This window comes from Curvibacter microcysteis (assembly GCF_028649455.1).
GTDB lineage: Bacteria > Pseudomonadota > Gammaproteobacteria > Burkholderiales > Burkholderiaceae_C > Curvibacter > Curvibacter microcysteis.
On record NZ_JAQSIO010000006.1, the window covers coordinates 202,946 to 226,390 of the forward strand.

At 65.8% G+C, this 23,445-nt stretch carries 20 protein-coding genes; 12 read left to right on the forward strand and 8 right to left on the reverse strand.

The genetic code is table 11. The features are described 5' to 3' along the window. Positions 1-32: 32 nt before the first annotated feature. Complete coding sequence (gene bcsD / locus PSQ39_RS16300; RefSeq protein WP_273927890.1) at positions 33-506, reverse strand: cellulose biosynthesis protein BcsD; 474 nt, start codon at positions 504-506, stop codon at positions 33-35. Positions 507-830: 324 nt separating this feature from the next. Here bcsD and PSQ39_RS16305 point away from each other — a divergent pair, with 324 nt between their 5' ends. The 5 genes from PSQ39_RS16305 to PSQ39_RS16325 all read left to right on the forward strand — a co-directional run bounded on the left by PSQ39_RS16305 (position 831) and on the right by PSQ39_RS16325 (position 5,576). Further along, positions 831-1,661, forward strand: coding sequence for an ABC transporter ATP-binding protein (locus PSQ39_RS16305; RefSeq protein WP_273927891.1), 831 nt, complete (start codon positions 831-833; stop codon positions 1,659-1,661). Beyond that, positions 1,648-2,535: an ABC transporter permease gene (locus PSQ39_RS16310; RefSeq protein WP_273927892.1), complete on the forward strand. Its 888-nt coding sequence runs from the start codon at positions 1,648-1,650 to the stop codon at positions 2,533-2,535. Before PSQ39_RS16305 ends, PSQ39_RS16310 begins: the two co-directional genes overlap by 14 nt. Continuing rightward, entirely contained in the window at positions 2,532-3,680 is a 1,149-nt protein-coding gene (locus tag PSQ39_RS16315; protein ID WP_273927893.1) for an ABC transporter permease, read from the forward strand. The genes PSQ39_RS16310 and PSQ39_RS16315 overlap by 4 nt, the downstream gene beginning before the upstream one ends. 65 nt (positions 3,681-3,745) lie before the next feature. Further along, on the forward strand, positions 3,746-4,750 hold the full coding sequence (locus PSQ39_RS16320; protein WP_273927894.1) for an ABC transporter substrate-binding protein: 1,005 nt from the start codon (positions 3,746-3,748) through the stop codon (positions 4,748-4,750). A 148-nt stretch (positions 4,751-4,898) separates the two neighbouring features. Next, positions 4,899-5,576 carry a TetR/AcrR family transcriptional regulator gene (locus PSQ39_RS16325; RefSeq protein ID WP_273927895.1) on the forward strand — a complete coding sequence of 226 codons (678 nt, stop codon included), beginning with the start codon at positions 4,899-4,901 and terminating at the stop codon, positions 5,574-5,576. A 58-nt stretch (positions 5,577-5,634) separates the two neighbouring features. Here the strand turns inward: PSQ39_RS16325 and PSQ39_RS16330 are convergent, their stop codons facing one another. From PSQ39_RS16330 to PSQ39_RS16355, 6 genes are all read right to left on the reverse strand, one after another. Continuing rightward, the gene (locus PSQ39_RS16330) at positions 5,635-6,891 is read right to left on the reverse strand and encodes a Zn-dependent hydrolase (protein ID WP_273927896.1); all 1,257 of its coding nucleotides are present in this window, start codon (positions 6,889-6,891) and stop codon (positions 5,635-5,637) included. Positions 6,892-6,913: 22 nt separating this feature from the next. After that, entirely contained in the window at positions 6,914-8,362 is a 1,449-nt protein-coding gene (gene hydA, locus PSQ39_RS16335; protein ID WP_273927897.1) for a dihydropyrimidinase, read from the reverse strand. Between the two features lie 97 nt (positions 8,363-8,459). After that, entirely contained in the window at positions 8,460-9,764 is a 1,305-nt protein-coding gene (gene preA, locus PSQ39_RS16340; protein ID WP_273927898.1) for an NAD-dependent dihydropyrimidine dehydrogenase subunit PreA, read from the reverse strand. Between the two features lie 18 nt (positions 9,765-9,782). Then, a complete protein-coding gene (locus PSQ39_RS16345; RefSeq protein ID WP_273927899.1) occupies positions 9,783-11,141 on the reverse strand; it encodes an NAD(P)-dependent oxidoreductase in 1,359 nt (452 codons plus the stop codon). A 219-nt stretch (positions 11,142-11,360) separates the two neighbouring features. Then, positions 11,361-12,476, reverse strand: a complete 1,116-nt coding sequence (gene mnmA, locus PSQ39_RS16350) for a tRNA 2-thiouridine(34) synthase MnmA (protein ID WP_273927900.1) — start codon at positions 12,474-12,476, stop codon at positions 11,361-11,363. Between the two features lie 89 nt (positions 12,477-12,565). After that, the gene (locus tag PSQ39_RS16355; protein ID WP_273927901.1) at positions 12,566-13,051 is read right to left on the reverse strand and encodes an NUDIX hydrolase; all 486 of its coding nucleotides are present in this window, start codon (positions 13,049-13,051) and stop codon (positions 12,566-12,568) included. A gap of 170 nt (positions 13,052-13,221) precedes the next feature. Here PSQ39_RS16355 and PSQ39_RS16360 point away from each other — a divergent pair, with 170 nt between their 5' ends. The 6 genes from PSQ39_RS16360 (at position 13,222) to PSQ39_RS16385 (ending at position 19,583) form a co-directional block, all read left to right on the forward strand. Beyond that, entirely contained in the window at positions 13,222-14,364 is a 1,143-nt protein-coding gene (locus tag PSQ39_RS16360) for a Re/Si-specific NAD(P)(+) transhydrogenase subunit alpha (protein ID WP_273927902.1), read from the forward strand. A 14-nt stretch (positions 14,365-14,378) separates the two neighbouring features. After that, entirely contained in the window at positions 14,379-15,107 is a 729-nt protein-coding gene (locus tag PSQ39_RS16365) for a hypothetical protein (protein ID WP_273927903.1), read from the forward strand. An 11-nt stretch (positions 15,108-15,118) separates the two neighbouring features. Next, positions 15,119-15,442: an NAD(P) transhydrogenase subunit alpha gene (locus tag PSQ39_RS16370; RefSeq protein ID WP_273927904.1), complete on the forward strand. Its 324-nt coding sequence runs from the start codon at positions 15,119-15,121 to the stop codon at positions 15,440-15,442. Continuing rightward, complete coding sequence (locus PSQ39_RS16375; RefSeq protein ID WP_273927905.1) at positions 15,439-16,878, forward strand: NAD(P)(+) transhydrogenase (Re/Si-specific) subunit beta; 1,440 nt, start codon at positions 15,439-15,441, stop codon at positions 16,876-16,878. The genes PSQ39_RS16370 and PSQ39_RS16375 overlap by 4 nt, the downstream gene beginning before the upstream one ends. A gap of 184 nt (positions 16,879-17,062) precedes the next feature. Next, positions 17,063-18,739 carry a long-chain-fatty-acid--CoA ligase gene (locus tag PSQ39_RS16380; protein WP_273927906.1) on the forward strand — a complete coding sequence of 559 codons (1,677 nt, stop codon included), beginning with the start codon at positions 17,063-17,065 and terminating at the stop codon, positions 18,737-18,739. A gap of 82 nt (positions 18,740-18,821) precedes the next feature. Further along, positions 18,822-19,583: a 5'-methylthioadenosine/adenosylhomocysteine nucleosidase gene (locus tag PSQ39_RS16385; RefSeq protein ID WP_273927907.1), complete on the forward strand. Its 762-nt coding sequence runs from the start codon at positions 18,822-18,824 to the stop codon at positions 19,581-19,583. A gap of 33 nt (positions 19,584-19,616) precedes the next feature. Here the strand turns inward: PSQ39_RS16385 and corA are convergent, their stop codons facing one another. Further along, entirely contained in the window at positions 19,617-20,603 is a 987-nt protein-coding gene (gene corA / locus PSQ39_RS16390) for a magnesium/cobalt transporter CorA (RefSeq protein ID WP_273927908.1), read from the reverse strand. A 305-nt stretch (positions 20,604-20,908) separates the two neighbouring features. Here corA and PSQ39_RS16395 point away from each other — a divergent pair, with 305 nt between their 5' ends. Then, positions 20,909-23,206 carry a sensor domain-containing diguanylate cyclase gene (locus PSQ39_RS16395; protein ID WP_273927909.1) on the forward strand — a complete coding sequence of 766 codons (2,298 nt, stop codon included), beginning with the start codon at positions 20,909-20,911 and terminating at the stop codon, positions 23,204-23,206. Positions 23,207-23,445: the final 239 nt, after the last annotated feature.

A 23,445-nucleotide genomic window follows, 5' to 3' on the forward strand; every position in this document is an offset into this window, starting at 1 on the left:
AATGCACTCGCTGTTTCGGGGGCTGACACAGGTCAGCGGCTCAGCCGGAAGCACACACTGCCCCAGCCATCGGCAGCCTGGCTTTGGGTCACGCGCAAGCCGGGCGCGCCTTGTTGTTCAAACCATTGCTGGTAAACGCCTTCCAGGAAGCCAAGGGCCCAATCGCCCCCCGCGCTGCCAAAGGCCGACACCAGGGGCGAGCCCTGGTGGTGAATGTCCACGTGGTCGTCGTGCTGTTGCAGCGACACCCAACCCCAATCCAGGTCCAGCCACACACGCGACATCTCGGTTTGCACGCCGTCCAGCGTGGGTTGCACGGTCAGCGGCAAGGCGTTGGCGAAGCGAACCCCAATGCGTTGGGCCAGGGTGCGCAGTTGATCGGCCGGCAGGGCGCTGGCAAACTCGTCCGCCATGGCGTGCAGAAAATGCCGCCACTGGCGCGAGCACTGCTGGCGCGAGAGGTACTCGGATACCTCGGTCGGTCGGCTGGTCGCGGCCTCGCTCATGGTGGAACTCCCTGGTTTCGGATGTAATGAGATGTAGCTCTGTGCACAGGATTTGTCCATGCCTGGGCGGCTAAATAGTTGCCAAATGTTAACAAAACATCTAACGGTAACTGTATGAAATCAGGGACGGAAGTGTGATTTCGTCCGCATCCTGACCGGCGGCGCAGGCCCTGTCGGCGTCCTTGGTGGCCCCCAGAGCCCGCAACGCGCTGAAGGGGGCGACTTCCCGGAGGCCCTGCCTTGGTGCGTCCACGGGTTTTTTACCTGGCATGAATCTGGCTTTGGTTCTGGAAATTGACCGTTTGGTTAGGTTTTGGAATCGCCATGCAGATTGTGTCGAACGCCGAGTTGCCAGTTGACTTGCCAGAGGCCCCCGTGGCCCCCTCGCGCCGCGCCGTGGAGGTGCGCGCGGCCAGCGTCATCTACCCCGCCGCGGATGCGCCGGTGCGCGCCTTGCAGGAGGTGGACCTGCAAATCGAGCAGGGGGAGTTCATTTCGCTGATCGGGCCTTCGGGCTGCGGCAAGACCACGTTGCTGCGCGTCATCGCCGACCTGGAGCCCATCTCCGGCGGCGAGGTGCTGGTCAATGGGGTCAGCCCGCGCGAGGCCCGTGAGGCGCGCGCCTATGGCTATGTGTTCCAGGCGCCGGCCTTGTTTCCCTGGCGCACTGTGTTGGCCAATGTGATGCTGCCGCTGCAGATCCAGGGCCAGCCCAAGGCGCAGGCGCAGCAGGTGGCGCGCGAGCAGCTCCAGCGCGTGGGCCTGGCCCAGTTCGAGAACAAATACCCCTGGCAGCTCTCGGGCGGCATGCAGCAGCGGGTGTCGATTGCCCGGGCCATGGCTTTCGAGCCGCGCATTCTGATGATGGACGAGCCCTTTGGCGCGCTCGACGAGATCACCCGGGACGGCCTCAACGAGCAGCTGCAGCAGCTGTGGTGCCGCGAGCGCCGCACGGTGGTGTTTGTCACCCACTCCATTTCGGAGGCCGTGTACCTGTCCTCGCGCATCGTGGTCATGTCGCCGCGCCCGGGCCGCATCGTGAAGGTGATTCGCTCCACCTTGCCCGATGAGCGCCACCTGGGCCTGCGCGACACGCCCGAATTCATGCAACTGGCGCACCAGGTGCGGGAGGCACTGGCCGATGGGCACCATTGAGTGGCGTGCGCGCTGGGACGCCTGGAGCCCGGTGGCGCTGATGATCGGCCTGGCGTTGCTGCTCTGGTACGCGCTGGCCGTCTTTTTGAATGCCCCTGGCGCCATTGAGCGGGTCCTGGCCTCGCGTGGCGACTGGACTTGGCAAGACCTGGTGCAGGCCTGCTGGAGCCTGCAGCGCCCGGTGTTGCCAGCGCCGCATCAGATCGCGCTGGATTTTGTGTCCAGCCTGGTCGATTGGCCCATCGACTCGCCCCGCAACCTGCTGTTCCATGTGGCCGTCACCGGCCAGTCCACCTTGCTGGGCTTTGTACTGGGCACGCTGCTGGGGGCCGTGTTGGCGGTGCTGATCGTGCATTCGCGCACCCTGGACCGCGCCTTGCTGCCCTGGGTGGTGGCCTCGCAAACCATCCCGGTGCTGGCGATTGCGCCCATCGTGCTGGTGATTCTGGGCAGCCTGGGCTTCAGCGGCGTGCTGCCCAAGGCGGTGATTGCCATGTATTTGTGCTTCTTCCCGGTCACGGTGGCGGCGGTGCAGGGCCTGCGATCGCCGCAGCGCATCGAGACCGAGTTGATGCACACCTACGCGGCCAGCCGCTGGCAGGCCTTGTGGCTGCTGCGCCTGCCCGCCGCTTTGCCTTTTGTCTTCCCGGCCTTGCGGGTGGCGATTGCCGCTGGCCTGGTGGGCGCCATGGTGGCCGAGTTGCCCACCGGCGCGCAAGCCGGCCTGGGCGCGCGCCTGCTGACGGGCTCTTATTACGGCAACACCGTGCAAATTTGGTCGGCTTTGTTGATGGCGTCCCTGCTGGGCCTGGCCCTGTCGGCGTCCATGGCGGGCCTGGAGAAATGGGTCTTGCGCACCAGGAGTCGCTCATGAGCCGCGCCGCCTTCCCCCGGCCCGAAGGGGCCATGACCGCGGTCTGGGCCTTGGCCTGCTGGCTGCTGAGCCTGAGCCAGCCCTTGTCCTGGGGCGAGGCCGCAGAGGGCGCTGCAGCCCCCGCCCAGTGGCTGCTCAGCCAGCCCTGGGCTGTCTTGGGCGCCGCCCTCGGCGTGTTGGCTGCAGTCTGGGGCCTGCGCGCCACCGGGCGGGCGGGCTCGCTGGGTCTGACAGGGGTCACCGCGCTGGCGGCCCTGGCCTGGCTGCAACTGCCGCCCGCTCAGGGCGCGGCGTCGGCAGCGGCCGGTTTTTGGTTGGGTGTGCTCGGCCTGGCAGGCCTGGCCTGGCTGGGCATTCAGCGCTGCGCCGCCCTGCAAGGCCGGCCCAGCGATGGGGTCTGGGCGCCGCTGCTGTTTGGCGCCTGGGTGTTGTACGCCTGGCAATTGCTGACCGTGGCGCTGGACGTGCCGCGTGTGCTGCTGCCAGCCCCGGCCTTGGTGTTGGAGGCTTTGTGGCTGCACGCCGCCACCTTGGGCGGCGATTTTGTGCAGACCGTGCTCAAGGCGGTGTTGCTGGGTTGGGCCTTGGGCTCGGGCCTGGGCTTTGCCGTGGCCGTGGCCATCGACCGCCAACCCTTCTTGCAACGCGGCTTGCTGCCGCTGGCTTCTTTGAGCAGCACCGTGCCCTTGGTGGGGGTGGCGCCGATCGCGGTGATGTGGTTCGGCTTTGACTGGCCCTCCAAGGTGGCGGTGGTGGTGCTGATGACCTTCTTCCCCATGCTGGTGTCCACCCTGGCGGGCTTGCAGTCGGCCGGTCGCCTGGAGCGCGAGTTGATGCACAGCTATGCGGCCAGCTACGGCCGCACCTTGTGGAGCCTGCGCCTGCCGGCGGCTTCGCCCTTTGTGCTGGGCGCGCTCAAGGTCAACGCCACGCTGGCCCTGATTGGCGCCATCGTGGCCGAGTTCTTTGGCTCGCCCACGTTGGGCCTGGGCTTTCGCATCTCCACCGAGTCGTCGCGCATGAACATGGCCCTGGTCTGGGCTGCCATCACTGTGGCGGCCTTGACGGGCTCCCTGGCCTACGCCTTGCTCGTGCGCCTGGAGCGGCGCGTGGCCTTTTGGCACCCCTCGGTGCGGTCCGCCTGAGCCCTGGGGGTTTGGCGCCTGATTTTTGTCCTGCTTTGTCTTTCTTTCATCACAAGGAGCGTCCCATGAAGAGTGCTTTTCGCTTGTCCGGCTGCGTCGCCGCCGTCCTGCTGGCTTTTGGTGCGGTGGCAGCCCACGCGGCTGACAAGGTCACGGTGCAACTGAAGTGGGTGCCTCAAGCCCAGTTCGCGGGCTACTACGTGGCCCAGGCCAAGGGTTTTTACAAAGACGCCGGCCTGGATGTGACCATCAAGCCCGGTGGCCCCGACATCTCGCCGGTGCAGGTGATTGCAGGCAAGTCGGCCGACGCCATCGTCAACTGGATGCCCGACGCGCTGGCCGCGCGCGAGGCCGGCGTGCCCTTGGTCAACATCGCCCAGGTGTTTGACCGCTCGGGCCTGATGCTGACCTGCAAAAAAGCCAGCGGCGTGAGCAGCCCCAAAGACCTCAAGGGCAAGACCCTGGGCGTCTGGTACGGCGGCAACGAGTACCCCTTCCTCAACTGGATGGCCAAGCTGGGCTACAAGACCGACAGCGACATCAAGGTGCTCAAGCAGGGCTTCAACGTGGACCCGCTGCTGCAAAACCAGGCCGCCTGCATCTCGACCATGATTTACAACGAGTACTGGCAGGTGATCGACGCGGGCGTCAAGGAGAGCGACCTGGTGACCTTCTTCTATGAAGACCAAGGCGTGGCCTCGCTCGAAGACGGCCTGTACGTGCTGGAGTCCAGCCTCAAGGACAAGGCCTTTGTGGCCAAGATGGCCAAGTTCCTCAAGGCCACCTTCAAGGGCTGGAACGAGGCCGTGAAAAACCCCGAAGAAGCGGCCAAGATCGTGGTCGCGCAAGACAGCTCGGGCAGCGCCACGGTGGCGGTGCAAAAGCGCCAGATGGAGAACGTGGCCAAGCTGATCACCAAGGCGGGCACCGACAAGATCGGCTACCTGGACCCGGCTGCCTACGAGCGCACGGTCAAGGTGCTGATGGCCGGTGGCAGCTCGCCGGTGATCAAGAAGGACCCGGGCAAGGCCGGCTACAGCCACGCCGTCTGGGAAGCCGCCGCCCGCTGAGGTCGACGCACAGGCCAGGGGCCAGGCGCTGGGCTGGCGCCGCCCTGGCCGCCAGGCGCGCAGGGCCGGTCGCCACTGCGCGTATCCTTGGCGCCCAAGCAGACCGGCACGCGGCTGGCTGCGCGCTCTTGATTTTTGGATGCCCCTCATGCCCGCTGACGCTTCCTCCTCCTCCCAGCCCCTGGCGGCCCAGGTGTCTGCCGAAGCCACCAAGGGCCAGATCCGCCAGGCCAATGAAAGCCTGATCCTCGAAGCCGCCGAAAAGGTCTTTGCCGGCGCTGGTTTCAGTGGCGCCACCATGGCCGCCATCGCCGAGGCGGCGGGCCTGCCCAAGGCCAATCTGCACTATTACTTTGGCAACAAGCAGGACCTGTACCGCGCGGTGCTGGCGCGCACCCTGACCGACTGGCTGGCGCCCACCCACGGCATCACGCCCGAGGCCGACCCGGCCACCGCCTTGGGCGACTACATCCGCGACAAGATGCGTCAGTCGGCGCTGCGCCCGCACGCATCCAAGGTGTTTGCCAACGAGCTGCTGCATGGCGCGCCCGTGCTCAAGTCCTTGCTGGTGTCGGACCTGCGCGCCCTGGTGCGGGACAAGTCCGCCGTGCTCGACGGCTGGGTGGCCCAGGGCCGCATGGCGCCGGTGGACACCACGCATTTGTTCTTCACCATCTGGTCGGCCACCCAGACTTATGCCGACTTCGACGTGCAGATCGCCGCCGTGCTGGGCCAGGAGGCCTTGGGCGCGGCTGATTACGAGCGCGCCACCCGCCACGTCACCGCGCTGATCCTGCGCGGCTGCGGCTTGACGGCGCCTGATTGAGATGGAGCCGCCTCGCCCCGTGGAGCGGCCAGGCGGCTGAGCTTGAATCCGCTGGGCTTCAGCCCGCGCGCTCCAGCATGGCCTGCAGCAGCACGTTGCAGCCGGCGGTGATGTGCTCGGGCTGGGCGTCCTCGATCTCGTTGTGGCTGATGCCGTCCTTGCAGGGGATGAAGATCATGCCGGTGGGCGCCAACTTGGCCATGTAGACCGCGTCGTGGCCCGCGCCCGACACCGCGGGCATGTGGCTGTAGCCCAGGCGCTCGGCGGCACGCTGCACGGCGGCCACGCAGTCGGCGTGGAAGGGCTGGGCCGGGTAGTGCGACACCAGCGCCACCTCGATCTTCAAGCCGGTTTCATCGGCCACCTGCTCGATGAAGGCTCGGATGTCGGCATCCATCTGATCGACCAGGGCGTCGGTGCTGTTGCGCAGGTCCATGGAGAACTTGACCCGGCCCGGGATCACGTTGCGGCTGTTCGGGTGCACGTTGACCATGCCCACCGTGCCCCGGCCGTGCGGTGCGTACTGGTTGCCAATGGCCACCACCTCCTGCATCACACGGGTGGCCACTTGCAGCGCGTCCTTGCGCAAGCCCATGGGCGTGGGGCCGGCGTGGGCTTCCATGCCGGTGACGGTGCAGTCGTACCAGCGGATGCCCAGCACGGCGTTGACCACGCCAATGGTTTTTTCGTTGTCTTCGAGCACCGGGCCTTGCTCGATGTGGGTTTCGAAATAGGCGCCGATCGGGTGCTGGCCCGGCACTTCGCTGCCCACGTAGCCGATGCGGGTCAGCTCGTCCAGGACGCTCTTGCCCTCGCTGTCGGTGGCGGCATAGGCGTGTTCGAGCGTGAAGGCGCCGGCGAACACGCCCGAGCCCATCATCACCGGCACAAAGCGCGAGCCTTCTTCGTTGGTCCAGAAGGCGACCTCGATCGGGGCTTCGGTTTCGATGCCGTGGTCGTTCAGGGTGCGCACCACTTCCAGGCCGGCCAGCACGCCGTAGTTGCCATCGAACTTGCCGCCCGTGGGCTGGGTGTCGATGTGGCTGCCGGTCATGACGGGGGGCAGGGCGTTGTTCTTGCCTGGGCGGCGCATGAAGACGTTGCCGATCTGGTCGACGGTGATGGCCATGCCGGCCTCGCGCGCCCAGCCGACCACCAGGTCACGGCCTTGGCGGTCCAGTTCGGTCAGGGCCAGGCGGCAGACGCCGCCTTTGTCGGTGCCGCCGATCTGGGCCAGGGTCATCAGCGAGTCCCACAGGCGCTCGCCGTTGATGCGCAAGGCTTCGGTCTGAGGGGGCAGGTCTTTCGGGTTCATGGGGGTGTTCTCCAGGGCAGGGTCAGCGGGTGACGGCGCGGGGCTGGGCCAAGGCGGCCTGGCGTCCCAGCGCGTCGAAAGTGGGGCCAAAGGCCGGGCGTTTGAGGTAGCGGCCACTGCCGCGCTCCACGCGCAGATCGCCCTGCGCGTAGACCAGGCGGCCTTGGCTGAGGGTGTGGCTGGGCACGCCGGTGACGGTGCGGCCTTCAAACACATTGAAGTCGCCCAGCGAGTGCTGGGTCTTGACCGACAGGGTCTTGGTGGCGCTGGGGTCCCAGACCACCAGGTCGGCGTCGGCGCCCACCGCCACACAGCCTTTGCGCGGGTAGAGGTTGAACAGCTTGGCCGCGTTGGCCGAGGTGATGGCGACGAATTCACTGGGGGTCAGGCGGCCGGTGTTGACGCCCTCGTCCCAGATCACGGCCAGGCGCTCTTCCACGCCGCCCGCGCCGTTCGGGATCTTGCTGAAGTCGCCCAGGCCCGCTGCTTTTTGTTCAGCGCAGAAGGTGCAGTGGTCCGTCGCCGTGGTGTGCAGGTGGCCGGCTTGCAAGCCTTGCCACAGGGCGCGCTGGTGGCGTTTTTCGCGGAAGGGCGGGCTCATCACATGGGCGGCGGCGAAGTCGTAGCGCGGGTCGCGGTAGACGCTGTCGTCCACCACCAGGTGGCCGGCCAGCACCTCGCCGTAGACGCGCTGGCCCTGGGCGCGGGCGCGGGCAATGGCTTCGGCCGCTTCGGCGCAGGACACATGGACCACGTAGATCGGCACTTTGAGCACGTCGGCAATCGCGATGGCGCGCTGGGCCGCCTCGGCTTCGACCGCCGGTGGGCGCGACAGCGGGTGGCCCTCGGGGCCGGTGATGCCTTGCTTCTTGATCTCTTGCTGCAGCAGGAACACCAGCTCGCCGTTTTCGGCGTGCACGGTGGGCATGGCGCCGAGTTCGAGCGCGCGGCGGAAGCTGTTCACCAGGGTCTCGTCGTCGCACATGATGGCGTTCTTGTAGGCCATGAAGTGCTTGAAGCTGTTGATGCCTTCTTCGCGCACCAGGGTGCCCATGTCGGCGTGCACGCTGTCGCCCCACCAGGTGATGGCGACATGGAAGCCGTAGTCGGCGCAGGATTTTTCGGCCCAGCCGCGCCAGGTCTTGTAGGCGTCCATCAGCGGCTGCTGCGGGTCGGGGATGACGAAGTCGATGATGCTGGTGGTGCCGCCCGCCAGGGCGGCGGCGGTGCCACTGAAAAAGTCGTCGCGGGTGACGGTGCCCATGAAGGGCAGTTGCATGTGGGTGTGCGGGTCGATGCCACCGGGCATGACGTATTGGCCGCCCGCGTCGACCACGGTGGCGCCCGGGGGCGCCTCCAGCGATTCGCCCACGGCCACGATCAGACCGTCCTGGCACAGCACGTCGGCACGGAAGGCGCGGTCGGCATTGACCACGGTGCCGCCGCGGATCAGCAAGGGGGTGGAACTCATGAAAGACCTCTTTCTTGAAACGCCGTGCCCCAGGGTCTGGGTGCCGGGGCACGGAGGGCTGATGCAATTCCCAGGCCTGGTTGGGGCAGTTCGCGCGTCAGGCACCCACCCGCATCGGGTTGTTGGGGTGGGCGGTCCAGTTCAGCGGCTGGGCACTGACGGGTTGACCGGTGCGCAGGTCGATTTCGCCGGGCGCCAGGTCGCGCAAGGTGATGCAGTCGTCCACCGGGCAGACCGAGACGCACAGGTTGCAGCCGACGCAGTCTTCTTCCTTGACCTCGAAGTGGCGCTGGCCGTCCTTGGTGGCGGTGATGGCCTGGTGCGAGGTGTCTTCGCACACCACATGGCAGCGCCCGCATTCGATGCATTTGTCGGTGTCGATGACGGCCTTGCTGATGTGGTTGAGGTTGAGGAAGCGCCAGTCGCTGACCGTGGGCACGGCGCGGCCGGTCAGCTCGGCCACCGAGGCGATGCCCATGTCGTCCATGTAGTTGGACAGGCCGCTGCTCATGTCCTGCACGATCTTGAAGCCGTACACCATGGCGGCGGTGCAGACCTGTACGCTGCCCGCGCCCAGGGCCAGGAAGTCCAGCGCGTCGCGCCAGGTGCCAATGCCGCCAATGCCCGAGATGGGGATGCCCGCAGTCTCAGGGTCACGCGCGATTTCAGCCACCATGTTGAGCGCGATCGGGCGCACGGCCGGGCCGCAGTAACCGCCGTGCGAGCCTTTGCCGCCGGTGCTGGGCACCATGGTCAGGGTGCGCGGGTCCACGCCCATGATGGAGTTGATGGTGTTGATCAGCGAGACCGCGTCAGCGCCGCCCTTCTTGGCCGCGCGTGCCGGGTAGCGCACGTCGGTGATGTTGGGCGTGAGCTTCACGATCACCGGCAGCTTGGAGTAGTGCTTGCACCACTCGGTCACCATCTGGATGTACTCGGGCACCTGGCCCACGGCGGCGCCCATGCCGCGCTCGCTCATGCCGTGCGGGCAGCCGAAGTTGAGCTCGATGCCGTCGGCACCGGTGTCCTCCACCTGGGGCAGGATGGCCTTCCAGGACGCTTCCTCGCAGGGCACCATCAGCGAGACCACCATGGCGCGGTCGGGGAAGGCGCGCTTGACCTCGCGGATTTCTCTCAGGTTGGTGGCCAGCGGGCGGTCGGAGATCAGCTCGATGTTGTTGAAGCCCATCACCTGGCGGTCAGGCGAGAGCAGGGCGCTATAACGCGGGCCGTGCACGTTGACCACCGGTGGGTCTTCGCCCAGGGTCTTCCAGACCACACCGCCCCAGCCGGCCTCGAAGGCGCGCAGCACGTTGACGGCTTTGTCGGTGGGCGGCGCCGAGGCCAGCCAAAAGGGATTGGGGCTTTTGATGCCCACGAAGTCGATGCTCAGGTCAGCCATGTTGGGGTCCTCGGGGGCTCAGGGGTTGGAAGAAGAAAGGGCGGCATGGATGGCAAGGGCGGCTTGTTTGCCGTCCTCCACCGCTTCGACGGTGAGGTCACGCCCACCGCCGACGCAGTCGCCACCGGCCCACACACCTGCCAGGCTGGTGCGCCCTTGGGCGTCCACGGCGATGCGCCCGCCGCTCAGTTGCAGGCCGTCCAGCCAGGGGGCGCGTGCCAGGCGTTGACCCACGGCCAGCAGCACCATGTCGGCGCGACGTTCGGTGAAATCCCCCGTGCCGCGCAACTGCCCGTCGACCACTTGCTGGCGCTCCAGGCGCACGGTGTGCACGCCTTCGGTGCTGCCGTCAAAGGCCACGGGGGCCAGCAGGGTTTCGATCAGCACGCCGTTGGTCTTGGCCCAGGTTTGTTCGTCGACCGAGGCGCCCATGGCGTCCAGGCCGCGCCGGTAGACCATGCGCACTTCTTCGGCGCCCAGCAGCTTGGCCTGCACGGCCGCGTCCACCGCGGTCATGCCGCCGCCAATCACCACCACGCGGCGGCCCACGGGCAAGGTGGCCAGGTCAGGGCTTTGGCGCAGTTCGGCGATGAAGTCCACCGCGTCACGCACGCCGGGCAGCTCACTGCCGGGCACGCCGGCGGCGTTGACCGCGCCCAGGCCCAGGCCCAGGAACACGGCGTCAAAGTCCTGTTGCAGGGTGGCCAGTTGCTCGGCACGGTCGAGCTTCCAGTTGCTTTGCACGCTCAGGCCGCCGATGCCGAACAGCCACTCGATCTCGCGCTGGGCGAAGTTGTTGGCCGTCTTGTAGGTGGCCAGGCCGTATTCGTTGAGGCCCCCCAGCTTGGCGTGGGCGTCGAACAGGGTCACGTCGTGGCCCTTCAGGGCCAGGCCGTGGGCACAGGCCAGGCCGGCCGGGCCCGCGCCCACCACAGCCACCCGGCGCCCGGTGCGGGGCGCGCGCTGGAACAGCGCCGTGATGGGTTGGGTCATGGCGGCGTCCACAGCGTGGCGCTGCAGCTTGCCAATGGCCACCGGGATGCCTTGCTGGGTGTTGCGCACGCAGACCGCTTCGCACAGCTCTTCGGTGGGGCAGACGCGGGCGCACAGGCCACCCAGCGGGTTGGCGTCCAGGATGGCCTGGGCCGCGCCACGCACATTGCCTTGGCTGATGCGGTGGATGAAGCTGGGCACGTCGATGCCCGTGGGGCAGGCCGTGGCGCAGGGAGCGTCAAAGCAGTAGAGGCAACGCTCGGCTTCCAGCACCGCTTGCTGCGCAGTGAAGGGGGCCCCCGCGTCGGCAAAACGCTGGGCGTACTCGGCCGGGGCAAGCCGCCCGGCTTGGATGTCGGGGCCGGTGGTCGGTGTCTGGGTCACGGGGGCAACTCCTGTCGATCATGTTTGAAAGCTGATCAAATGGTCAGCTTTTTTCATGATGCAACAGGCGTGCCAGCTTTGGGCTGCGGGTTTGCACCAGCCTGGCGCGGGCGCGCAGGCCGGCCAGCGCCGGCTTGGGGCGCGGTTCAGGGGCGTGGGAGCGGGGCTGGCGCCGGCGCACCGGCGCAGTGCGCCGGTGGGGCCGCCAGCGTGAGCGTGTCAGTGCTCGGCGCTGGCGATCAGGCCGCCGCCCAGGCAGACCTCACCGTCGTACAGCACGGCGCTCTGGCCGGGGGTGACCGCCCATTGCAGGTCGGCAAAGTCCAGGCCAAAGGTGTCGGCGTTGGTGCCGTCTTGGTAGTTGCAGCCCGCGTCGGCCTGGCGGTAACGCGTTTTGGCGGCCAGCGTGGCTTGGCGAGGGGCCTCGCCGCTGACCCAGCTGGCGCTGTCGGCGCTCAGGCGGCGGTACTGCAGCCAGGGGTGGTCATGGCCTTGCACCACCCACAAGGTGTTGTTGGGGATGTCCTTGCGCGCCACGAACCAGGGCGCGTGCTCGCCGCCGCCGCGCTGAGCGCCCTTGTCCTTGACGCCGCCAATGCCCAGACCCTGGCGCTGGCCCAGGGTGTAGAAAGACAGGCCCACATGGGTGCCGAGCTTGCGCCCGCGCTCGTCCTTGATGGGGCCGGGCTCGCGCGAGATGTAGCGGTTGAGGAACTCGCGGAAGGGCCGCTCGCCAATGAAGCAGATGCCAGTCGAGTCCTTCTTCTTGGCGTTGGGCAGGCCAATCTCTTCGGCGATGCGGCGCACCTCGGTCTTTTTCAGCTCGCCCACCGGAAACAGGGTCTTGCTGATCTGCGCCTGGTTGAGGCGGTGCAAAAAGTAGCTCTGGTCCTTGGCTGGGTCCAGGCCCTTGAGCAGCTCGTGCTTCTGCGTGGCGGGGTTGAAGCGCGCTCGGGCGTAGTGCCCGGTGGCGATGCGGTCGGCGCCCAGGCGCATGGCGTGGTCGAGGAAGGCCTTGAACTTGATCTCGGCGTTGCACAGCACGTCGGGGTTGGGCGTGCGGCCGGCTTGGTACTCGGTCAGGAACTCGGCGAAGACCCGGTCTTTGTACTCGGCGGCGAAGTTGACGTGCTCGATCTCGATGCCCAGCACGTCGGCCACGCTGGCGGCGTCCAGAAAGTCCTGCCGGCTGGAGCAGAACTCGCTGTCGTCGTCATCTTCCCAGTTCTTCATGAAGATGCCGATGACCTCATGGCCCTGTTGTTTGAGCAGGTGCGCGGTCACGGCGGAGTCCACCCCGCCGCTCAGGCCCACCACGATGCGTTGTTTGTTCATAGCGCCCCGATTATCCCAGCCAGGGCAGAACGGGCGCGGGCGTGGGGCCAATGGGGTCGCTGCGGCACCGTCGGGGCGCGCCGCCGGGCTCAATCCGGTGGGTTGAGCACCGAGTCGTCGGTGTAGATGCTGTCCAGCGGGTAGCGCTTGCCGGCCAGGTAGTCGTCCAGGCAGCGCAGCAGCAGGGGGCTGCGGTGGCGGTGGGCGTTGGCACGGATTTCTTCGGGCGTCATCCACAGGGCGCGCACGATGCCATCGTCGAGCGCCATGCCCGGCACCTCGCGCCCGACCGTGCCGCAAAAGGCAAAGCGCAGGTAGGTGATGTCTTCGCCGGTGGACGACTTGCGAAAACGCGACAGGTACACACCGACCAGGGCGGTGGGTGTGAAGTGGTGGGCGGTTTCTTCAAGCGCCTCGCGCGCGCAGCCGTCTTGCGGGGCCTCGCCTGGGTCCAGGTGGCCGGCGGGGTTGTTGAGCTTCAGGCCGGTGTCGGTGTGCTCTTCCACCAGCAGGAACTTGCCGTCGCGCTCCATGATGGCGGCGACGGTGACACTGGGTTTCCAACGAATAGTCATGGCGCGCATTATTCCTGTTTGACGTGACGGCCCCTTGACGCCAGCCGGGTCGAACCGCCCGGTGGGCTCGGTCGGGGCGCGTCGCGGTCTGGACACGGATGTGCCAAGCGCATCATGTAAGCTCCGTGGCAGTTTCAAAAAACCTTGCAACCATCCACGAGGAGAGTCCCATGTTCATCGGCGTTCCCGCTGAAAGCACGGCGGGGGAGACCAGAGTGGCCGTCACCCCCGAGACGGTCAAGAAACTCAAGGCCCTGGGGCATGAGGTCGGTGTGCAGTCGGGTGCCGGGGTGGCCGCCAGCGTGACCGATGAGGCCTATGTGGCCGCCGGAGCGTCGATCACCGACGCCGCTGGGGCGTTCGGCGCCGGCCTGGTGCTCAAGGTGCGCGCGCCGTCCGAGGCGGAACTGGCCCTGGTCAAACCCGGGGCGACCTTGGTGGGCATGCTCAATCCTTTCGATGCGGAGGGCTTGCAGCGCTTGGCCAGTGCGGGCCTGACCAGCTACGCGCTCGAAGCCGCGCCGCGCACCACGCGGGCGCAAAGCATGGACGTGTTGTCCTCGCAGGCCAACATCGCAGGCTACAAGGCGGTGATGATCGCTGCCGACCAATACCAGCGCTTTTTCCCCATGTTGATGACGGCGGCCGGCACGGTCAAAGCCGCTCGCGTGGTGGTGCTGGGCGTGGGCGTGGCTGGCCTGCAGGCGATTGCCACCGCCAAGCGCCTGGGGGCGGTGATCGAAGCGTCGGATGTGCGGCCTTCGGTGAAGGAGCAGGTCGAGTCCCTGGGCGCCAAGTTCATCGAAGTGCCCTACGAAACAGACGAAGAAAAAGAAGCTGCCCAAGGGGTGGGCGGCTATGCGCGGCCCATGCCCCCGAGCTGGCTGGCGCGGCAGCAGGTCGAGGTGGCCAAGCGGGTGGCCCAGGCCGATGTGGTGATTTCCACCGCGCTGATCCCGGGGCGTGCTGCCCCAGTGCTGGTCACCGAAGACATGGTCAAGTCCATGAAGCCGGGTTCGGTGGTGGTCGACCTGGCCGCCGGCAAGGGGCCGCTGGGCCCGCACGGAGCGCCCGGCGGCAACTGCCCGCTGACCGAGGCCGACCGTGTGGTGGTGCGCCACGGTGTGACCCTGGTGGGCGAGACCAATCTGCCGGCCCGCGTGGCCGCCGATGCGTCGTCGCTCTACGCGCGCAATGTGCTGGATTTCTTGAAGTTGGTGCTCAACAAAGAGGGCGCGCTGCATGTCGACTTGAACGACGACATCGTGGCCGCCTGCTTGATGAGCCATGAAGGTACGGTGAGACGCAAATGAAGGTGATGGGTTTGATGAATCGAGCAAGTGCTTGGACGGGATGGCGTGGTGGTCTGGTCGCGTTGGGCCTGGTGGCGCTGGGGGGCTGTTCTGTGGTGCCGTCCAACAGCCCGACCGCGGGCCGGGTCCAGGTCAGCCTGCCGGCCGAGCAGGAGTGGGTGGACTTGGGTGGCGGTGATGAAGCCCTGGACCCGGCCGGTCAGAGCGTGGTAGCCCCCACCTTGCCGACGCGGGTGTTTGGTCTGCGCGGGCCCGGCAAGGACAAGCCTTTGCTGGCTGTCTTTGTGGTGCAGGCCAACCGCAGCGGCGACGTGAAAGACCGTCACTTTGGACTCAACGCCTGCGCTGAAGAGCGGGGTGTGTACGTGGATGACCGGGCTGCCAAAAGCCCGACACGAATCGATTGCCTGCGCTTCAAGCGCTGGGCCGATGGGCACGACTGGTTGGCCAAGAGCTACCCGGTGGTGTCCGCCTACTTGACGCGGCTGCAAGTGGCTGCGCTCAAGCCCTATGGCTACCTGAACTTCCGCTACAACACGGAAGCAGGGGCCTATGTCTCGGTGCAGGTGCTGGTGAACCGCCAACTGGTGCAGCCGGCCACACGCAACAACGATGACTTTCTGGTGTCCGGCCAACCGGCCCTGATCTGGGCCCAGCAAATGGCCCAGGCGGCCCGGGTCAGCGCAGCGTCGCTGGACGGTGCCATGTTGCTTCCTGCTTTCCCGATGCCTTTGCCCAACTGAGGAGAACAGTCGTGGACGTCGTATCCCCTACCTTGATCAACCTGATCATTTTTGTGTTGGCCATCTACGTGGGCTACCACGTGGTCTGGACGGTCACTCCCGCCTTGCACACGCCGCTGATGGCGGTGACCAACGCGGTGTCGGCCATCGTGATCGTGGGGGCCATGTTGGCCGCGGCGCTCACGGAGACCCCGCTGGGCAAAACCATGGGGGTGCTGGCGGTCGCGCTGGCGGCAGTCAACGTGTTTGGTGGTTTTCTGGTCACCCGGCGCATGCTGGAGATGTTCCGCAAGAAGGAAAAGAAGGCCCCGGCCAAGCAGGGAGACGCAGCATGAGCATGAACCTTGTCACGCTGTTGTACCTGGTGGCCAGCGTCTGTTTCATCCAGGCGCTCAAGGGCTTGTCCCACCCCACGACCTCGATCCGGGGCAATCTGTTCGGCATGATCGGCATGACGATTGCCGTGCTGACCACGGCCGCGCTGATCGTCAAGCTGTCCGACACGGCCGGCTTGTCCAGCGTGGGCGGCCTGGGCTATGTGCTGGCCGCGCTGGTGGTGGGCGGCGGCGCAGGCGCCTTCATGGCGCAGCGCGTCGAGATGACCAAGATGCCTGAACTGGTGGCCTTCATGCACAGCATGATCGGCTTGGCGGCGGTGTTCATTGCGGTGGCGGCCGTGGCCGAGCCCTATGCCTTCCAGATCGTGCACAGCAAGGGCGAGCTGATCCCTGCGGGCAACCGCCTGGAGCTGTTCTTGGGCGCGGCCATTGGGGCCATCACCTTCAGCGGCTCGGTGATCGCGTTTGGCAAGCTGTCGGGCAAGTACAAGTTCCGCCTGTTCCAGGGCGCGCCGGTGCAGTTTGCCGGCCAGCACATGCTCAACCTGGTGCTGGGTCTGGCCACCATTGGCTTGGGCCTGACCTTCATGGCCACCGAGAACTGGACTGCCTTTTTCGCCATGCTGGCGCTGGCCTTTGTGATGGGCGTGCTGATCATCATCCCGATCGGCGGCGCCGACATGCCGGTGGTGGTGTCCATGCTCAACAGCTACTCGGGCTGGGCGGCCGCGGGCATTGGTTTCAGCTTGAACAACGCGATGCTGATCATTGCCGGCTCGCTGGTGGGCAGCTCGGGGGCCATCCTGAGCTACATCATGTGCAAGGCCATGAACCGCTCCTTCTTCAATGTGATCCTGGGTGGTTTTGGCGGCGAAGCGGCCACGGCCGTGGCCGGGGGGCAGGCTCAGCGCAACGTGAAGAGCGGCAGCGCCGACGACGCGGCCTTTGTGCTGTCCAACGCCGAGACCGTGGTCATCGTGCCGGGTTATGGCCTGGCGGTGGCGCGGGCCCAGCACGCGGTCAAGGAGCTGGCCGCCAAGCTCACCGAGAAGGGCATCACGGTCAAGTACGCCATCCACCCGGTGGCGGGCCGCATGCCGGGCCACATGAACGTGCTGCTGGCCGAGGCTGAAGTGCCCTACGACCAGGTGTTCGAGATGGAAGACATCAACGGCGAGTTCGGCCAGGCCGATGTGGCCATCATCCTGGGCGCCAATGATGTGGTGAACCCCGCCGCCCATGTGAAGGGCAGTCCGATCTACGGCATGCCCATCCTGGAGGCCTACAAGGCCAAGACGGTGATTGTGAACAAGCGCTCCATGGCCGCGGGTTACGCCGGGCTGGACAACGAGCTGTTCTACCTGGACAAGACCATGATGGTGTTTGGCGACGCCAAGAAGGTGGTCGAGGACATGGTCAAAGCCGTCGAGTGACGCCCTGTCGCGGCCCTGGCGCCCGTGCGGCGTCCAGGGCTGGAGAGGGCTTTGCCGGGCAGTCACCGGCAACAGCGTTTATTTGAGTCAAATTCCGGCGAAAATAGGGAGTTGTGCTGACGCGTGCCTGACAGGACTCAGGGCCCGCGCACTCCTTCCTAAAAATGAGTCTGGAGAGACAAAAATGACCGACCGCCCCTGGCTCGACAGCTACCCCGAAGGGGTGCCTGCCGACATCGACCCTGCTCACTACGCCTCCCTCGTGGCGCTGCTGGAGGAGGGCTTCGAGAAAAACGCCAGCCGTGTGGCCTACAGCTTCATGGGCAAGGATGTGAGCTACGCCCAGGTCAACCGGCAAAGCCAGGCGCTGGCCGCCTACTTTCAAGGCCTGGGCCTGGTCAAGGGTGACCGCGTCGCGCTGATGATGCCCAACATCCACCAGTACCCGGTGTGCGTGGCTGCCGTGTTGCGCGCCGGTTTGGTGGTGGTCAATGTCAACCCGCTCTACACCCCGCGTGAGCTGGAGCACCAGCTCAAGGATTCGGGCGCCAAGGCGATCGTCCTGATCGAGAACTTTGCCACCACCTTGCAGCAATGCCTGGCGCACACGCCGGTCAAGCATGTGGTGCTGTGTGCCATGGGTGACGAGTTGGGTCTGCTCAAAGGAGCGCTGGTCAATTACGTGGTGCGCCATGTCAAGAAGATGGTGCCTGATTACCAGTTGCCCGGTGCGGTGCGCTTTCGCGAGGCCATCAGCCAGGGCGCCCGCCTGAGCTTCAAGCGCCCGGAGATCCGCGCCGACGATGTGGCCTTGCTGCAGTACACCGGTGGCACCACGGGCATTTCCAAGGGGGCGGTGCTGCTGCACCGCAATGTGATTGCCAACGTGCTGCAGTCCGAGGCCTGGAATTCCCCGGTGATGAACCAGGTGCCTGCACACCAGCAGGTCACGGCGGTTTGTGCGCTGCCGCTGTACCACATCTTCGCCTTCACGGTGAGCATGATGCTGACCCTGCGCGTGGGCGGCAAGCTGATCCTGATCCCCAATCCGCGCGACCTGCCGGCGGTGCTCAAAGAGCTGAGCCGCCATGTGTTCCACAGCTTCCCGGCGGTCAACACCTTGTTCAACGGCCTGGCCAACCACCCCGACTTCAACACCGTGGACTGGTCCAACCTCAAGGTGTCCGTGGGCGGCGGCATGGCCGTGCAAGGCGCCGTGGCCAAGCTCTGGCTGGAGAAAACCGGCTGCCCCATTTGCGAGGGCTATGGCCTGTCCGAAACCTCGCCGACCGTGGCCTGCAACCCGGTCACTTCCAAGGCCTACACCGGCACCATCGGCGTGCCCTTGCCCAACACCTTCTTGAAGCTGCTCGACGACGACGGTTTTGAAGTGCCCCTGGGCCAGCCCGGCGAGATCGCCATCAAGGGCCCGCAGGTGATGGCCGGATACTGGCAACGCCCTGATGAAACCGCCAAGGTCATGACCCCGGACGGTTTCTTTAAGACGGGTGACGTCGGTGTGGTCGATGAGAAAGGCTTCTTCAAGATCGTGGACCGCAAGAAGGACATGATCCTGGTCAGTGGTTTCAATGTCTACCCCAACGAGGTCGAAGAGGTGGTGGCCGACCTGGAGGGCGTGCTCGAGTGCGCGGCGGTGGGCGTGCCCGACGATAAGACCGGCGAGGCGGTGAAGCTGGTCATCGTGAAGAAAAGCCCCGATCTGACGGAAGCCCAGGTGCGTGATTTCTGCCGCGCCAACCTGACCGGCTACAAGCAGCCGCGCTTGATCGAGTTCCGCACCGACCTGCCCAAGACCCCGGTGGGCAAAATCCTGCGGCGCGAACTGCGCGATAAGAAGTAAGTATTTCCTCACCTCTGGCGCCTTGTGGCGCTTTGTTCTGCAGCCTGTCTTTGACATGGCTTGGCAGTGGAGTCAATTGCCCATGTCCTTGGCCATCCTCAGTGCCTTGCCTCAAGAGCAGGCCGGCTTGCGCGCCCTGCTGACCGATGTCAGCGTGGTGTCCCGTGCGGGGCGCGAGTTTTGTGTGGGGCGCTGGCGCGATCAGCAAGACCTGGTGTTGGCGCTGTCGCGCATCGGCAAGGTCGCGGCGGCCACGACGGCGACCACCCTGATCGAGCATTTTGGCGTGACGCGCATGGTGTTCAGCGGGGTGGCTGGCGGTTTGGGGCCCGGGGTGACGGTGGGTGATGTGGTGGTGGCCCGGGACTGCCTGCAGCACGACATGGACGCCTCGCCCCTGTTCCCCCGCCACGAGGTGCCTTTGTATGCGCGCGACCGCTTTGCCTGCGACGCCGACATGGCCGCGGGATTGTTGGCTGCGGCTCAGGGCTTGCGCGAGGGCGTGGCCCAGCATTTCGAAGCCCCGGTACGCCAACAGTACGGCCTGGACGCGATGCAGGTGCACAGCGGCTTGTTGATCAGTGGTGACCGCTTTGTCTCGGCCGCGGACGAGGCGCAGGCCTTGGTCCAGCGCCTGCCCCAGGCACTGGCCGTGGAGATGGAGGCGGCCGCCGTGGCCCAGGTTTGCCATGACTACGGGGTGCCGTTTGCGGCCCTGCGCACCATCTCAGACCGTGCAGACGACCAGGCGCATGTGGACTTTCCGGCGTTCTTGGAGGCGGTGGCCGGGCGCTGTACCACCCTCATCGTGCAGCGCTGGCTGGACGCGCAGGCGCCGGCCTGAGGCCTGGCCTGCACCCGCCAGCCCAGGCTGGATTTACTTGAGCCAGCCGCGCTTGCGGAAGTACAGCATCGGCACCACTGCCGACAAGGCCATCAGGCCCAGCGCATAGGGGTAGCCCATCGCCCAGTCCAGCTCAGGCATGAACTTGAAGTTCATGCCATAGATGCTCGCGATCAGTGTCGGGGGCAGCAGGGCCACGCTGGCCACCGAGAAGATTTTGATGATCTTGTTCTGGTTGATGTTGATGAAACCGACCGTGGCGTCCATCAAGAAGTTGATCTTGTCGAACAGAAACGCCGTGTGGTTGTCCAGCGACTCGATGTCGCGCAGGATTTGGCGTGCTTCTTCAAATTGCTCGGCGTTCAGCATGCGGCTGCGCATCATGAAGCTCACCGCGCGGCGGGTGTCCATCACATTGCGCCGGATGCGGCCGTTCAAGTCTTCATGGCGGGCGATGGCGCCCAGCACCTCGCCGGCCAGCGAATCGGTCACATCGCCCGACAGCACCTGCTTGCCGGCTTTCTCGAGCTCGTCGTAAATGCCTTCCAGGGTGTCGGCCGAGTACTCGGCATCGGCGTCAAAGAGCTTGAGCAGCACTTCCTTGGCGTCTTCGATCAGGCCCGGCGCCCGGCGCGCGCGCATGCGCAGCAGGCGGAACACCGGCACGTCCTCGTCGTGGATGGAGAACAGAACGCCCCGGCTTTTGAGGTCGGTGTTGTGCTGGTTCAGGATGAAGGCCACGCGCACGGTGCGCGGGGCATCGTCGTCGGCGATCAAGAAGTCACTGCGGATGTGCAGCTCGCCGTTGTCTTCTTCATAGAAGCGGGCGGACTCTTCGATGTCCTCGTCCATCGCGTCTTCCGGGATGGACAGGCCGTAGTACTGCTTGATCCAGCGCTTCTCTTCGACGGAGGGGGACTCCAGGTCGACCCAGATGGGCTGGAACTTAGAAAGCTCTTCCAGGGACTCGATTTCTTCCTGGAACAGGCGGCCATTGGCCAGCGTAAAGATGTTGAGCATCGCGCGCTCCGTGGGTCATGGTTGCATTCGGGCGGGGGCGGGGTGGCTTTCAACCCCGATGCGGCCATGGGAGTTGAAAGCTACCAACTGGGGTAGGTTTCCAAGGCGATTGCTCCAAAAATTCAAAGGAGGAATTATGGCACTGCAACATGTTGGGTTACTGGCACTTGGCGTAAATTGCAGGCACCATAAGCCGGCTGTGAGATGGCGTTGGCGCTGAGGGCTGAAAATCACAAAGCCCACCCGGCGCAGCCCGCCAAGGCTTTGTTACATTGTTCTCAATGCCCTAGACAAGCGGAGTTTTCATGCAGTTTCCTGGCCTGCCCGCCAACGAGGTTTTGCGTTTGCAGGCCGTGGAGGTCATGGCCCCGCTCTTGTCGCAGGTGCCGCCGGAGCTGGACCGCCTGAGCCGCTTGGCGGCCCGTCATTTCAAGGTGCCTCTGGCGGGTGTGACCTTGATTGGCAAGGAGGTGCAGCGGGTCTGCGCCTTGCATGGTGCGGGTGTCGCCGTCCTGGAGGTGCCCCGGGAAGTCTCGTTTTGCGGCCATGCCATCTTGGGCGCCCAGACCCTGGTCGTGCCGGATGCCCGGCTCGACCCCCGCTTTGCCGGCAACCCCCTGGTGACCGCGCCCGATGGCATCGTGTTCTACGCGGGCTGCCCGGTGCGCAGCAGCCAAGGCTATGCCCTGGGGGCCTTGTGCCTGATCGATCGACAGCCCCGGCAACTCACGCCCCAGGACCTGGAAGACCTGCGCGAGTTTGCAGACCTGGTGGAGCAGTATTTCTGGGGCGTGGAGGCCTCCTTGCGCGCTCAGCGCTCGCAGGCGCAGTTTGAGCTCATCTTCAACCAGGCGGCTGTCGGCATGGCCTTGGTCACGCCGGATTGGCGTTGGTCCCGGGTCAACCCCCAGATGGAACGCCTGCTGGCCCGCCCTGCCGCTGACTTGTTGGGCGCCTCCCTGAGCCAGGTCCTTTACGAGACGAACCCCAGTCAGGTGCTGGGGGATCTGCAGGGGCTCCTGCAAAGTGCGCAGCCTACCCAGACCCGGGAGTTGCTCTGCCGTCGCCCCGATGGCTCCTTGGTGTGGTTCCTGGTGGGTGTTTCCTGCCTGCCGCCGTCCTGGGAAGAGGCGAGTGACCCAGGCTTGCACATTCTGGTGGCGACCGACATCACGGCCCGCAAGGTATCCGAGCAAGCCTTGGCTGTGTTGCAGCAGGAGCTCGAACACCGGGTCCATGAACGCACCCAGGAGCTGAGTCAGACCAATGCCCGGCTGAGTTTGGAGGTCGCTCAGCGCGAAGCGGCCCAGCAGGCCTTGCTGCAGGAGAAGGAGCATTTCCGCGCGACCCTGGCCAATGCTTCCGACGCCTTCATCGAGGTCGATGAGCAGGGTTGGGTCACCGATTGGAACCAGGCCGCCACGCAGACCTTTGGCTGGACGGCCACTGAAGCGGTGGGGCGCGCTCTGCAAGACCTGGTGGTGCCAGCTGGCCACCGCCAGGGGCACCGGCTGGGCTTTGCGCAGTTCCGCAGTTCGGCACTCCGCCCCCCGGGCAAGCACCGCTTTGAGGTGTTGGCCCAGCACCGGGATGGGCGCCTGTTTCCGGTGGAGCTGTCACTGAGCGAAAACCAGTTGGGCGCTCGCGTGCGGGTGAATGCTTTCTTGCATGACATCTCTGCCCGCAAGGCGGTGGAGCGTGAGCTGTTGACCAGCCGGGCGCGGCTGCGCTTGCTGGCCGACAACCTGCCCGCGCTGATTGCGTACGTGGATGAGCATCTGGTCTACCAGTTCAACAACCTGGCCTATGAGCATTGGTTTGGTCTGCCGGTGGATCAGATCGTGGGCCAGTCGGTGGAGCGGGTGCTGCACAGCGCCTTCTTCAAGCCCGACCGCGACTACCTGCGGCGGGCCCAGGCGGGTGAGTCGGTGACCTTTGACAGCCGAATCAGCACGGCCCGAGGGGAAATCCGTGTTCATACCGCCTTCGTGCCGGACACCGCCATGGAGGGCCCGCCTTTTGGCTTTTATATCCTGGCCCACGACGTCACCGAGCAGTATCAATTGCAACAGCGCCTGGCCCACGAGGCCAGTCATGACCCCTTGACGGGTTTGCCCAACCGCCGCGCCTTTTTGCAGCGCTTGGTGGAGGCGTTGGCCCGGGCGCGCCGCCAGCACAGCGGCTTGGCCTTGATGTTTCTCGATGTGGACAGCTTCAAGCAGTACAACGACACCCACGGTCATGAGTTTGGAGATGCCGTGTTGCGCCACTTTGCGCGCACCCTCCAGGCCGTGGTGCGTGAGACCGACGGGGTGGCCCGATTGGCTGGCGATGAGTTCACCATCATTTTGGAGGGCTTGAGTCAGCCCTCCGAGCACGCTCGCCTGGTCGCGAGCAAGTTGATTGAACAATTGGCGCAGCCCGTGAGCCTGGGTGGGCACCGCATCCAACTGGCGGCCAGCATCGGCGTGGCCGTGACCGATGGCGGGGTGTCTGCAGAGGGGGAGCCCGCGTTGTCGGCGGAGATCTTGTTGTCCCGGGCCGATGCGGCCATGTACCGAGCCAAGGCCGCTGGCAAAGGACAGTTTGTGATTGCGGGGTAGACGAGGGCGGAGGGCTCCGATGAGGCGTGCCGTAGCGCTTTGCTCGCCCTTGTCGGGCGTGCTGGCGAAGCCTGAATCCCCTAATTTGCCGTCTGTCCGCTGCGCCGTCAAGGCCTCATCCGTGCGCGCTGAGGGGGCTTCTGAGGGCTTTCCCGATAAGGCCCGAATTCCCATGACATCTTGATGAAAACCAATTGCAATTCAAGGCACTCGGGCGCATAGTGAATTCAAGTTCACTG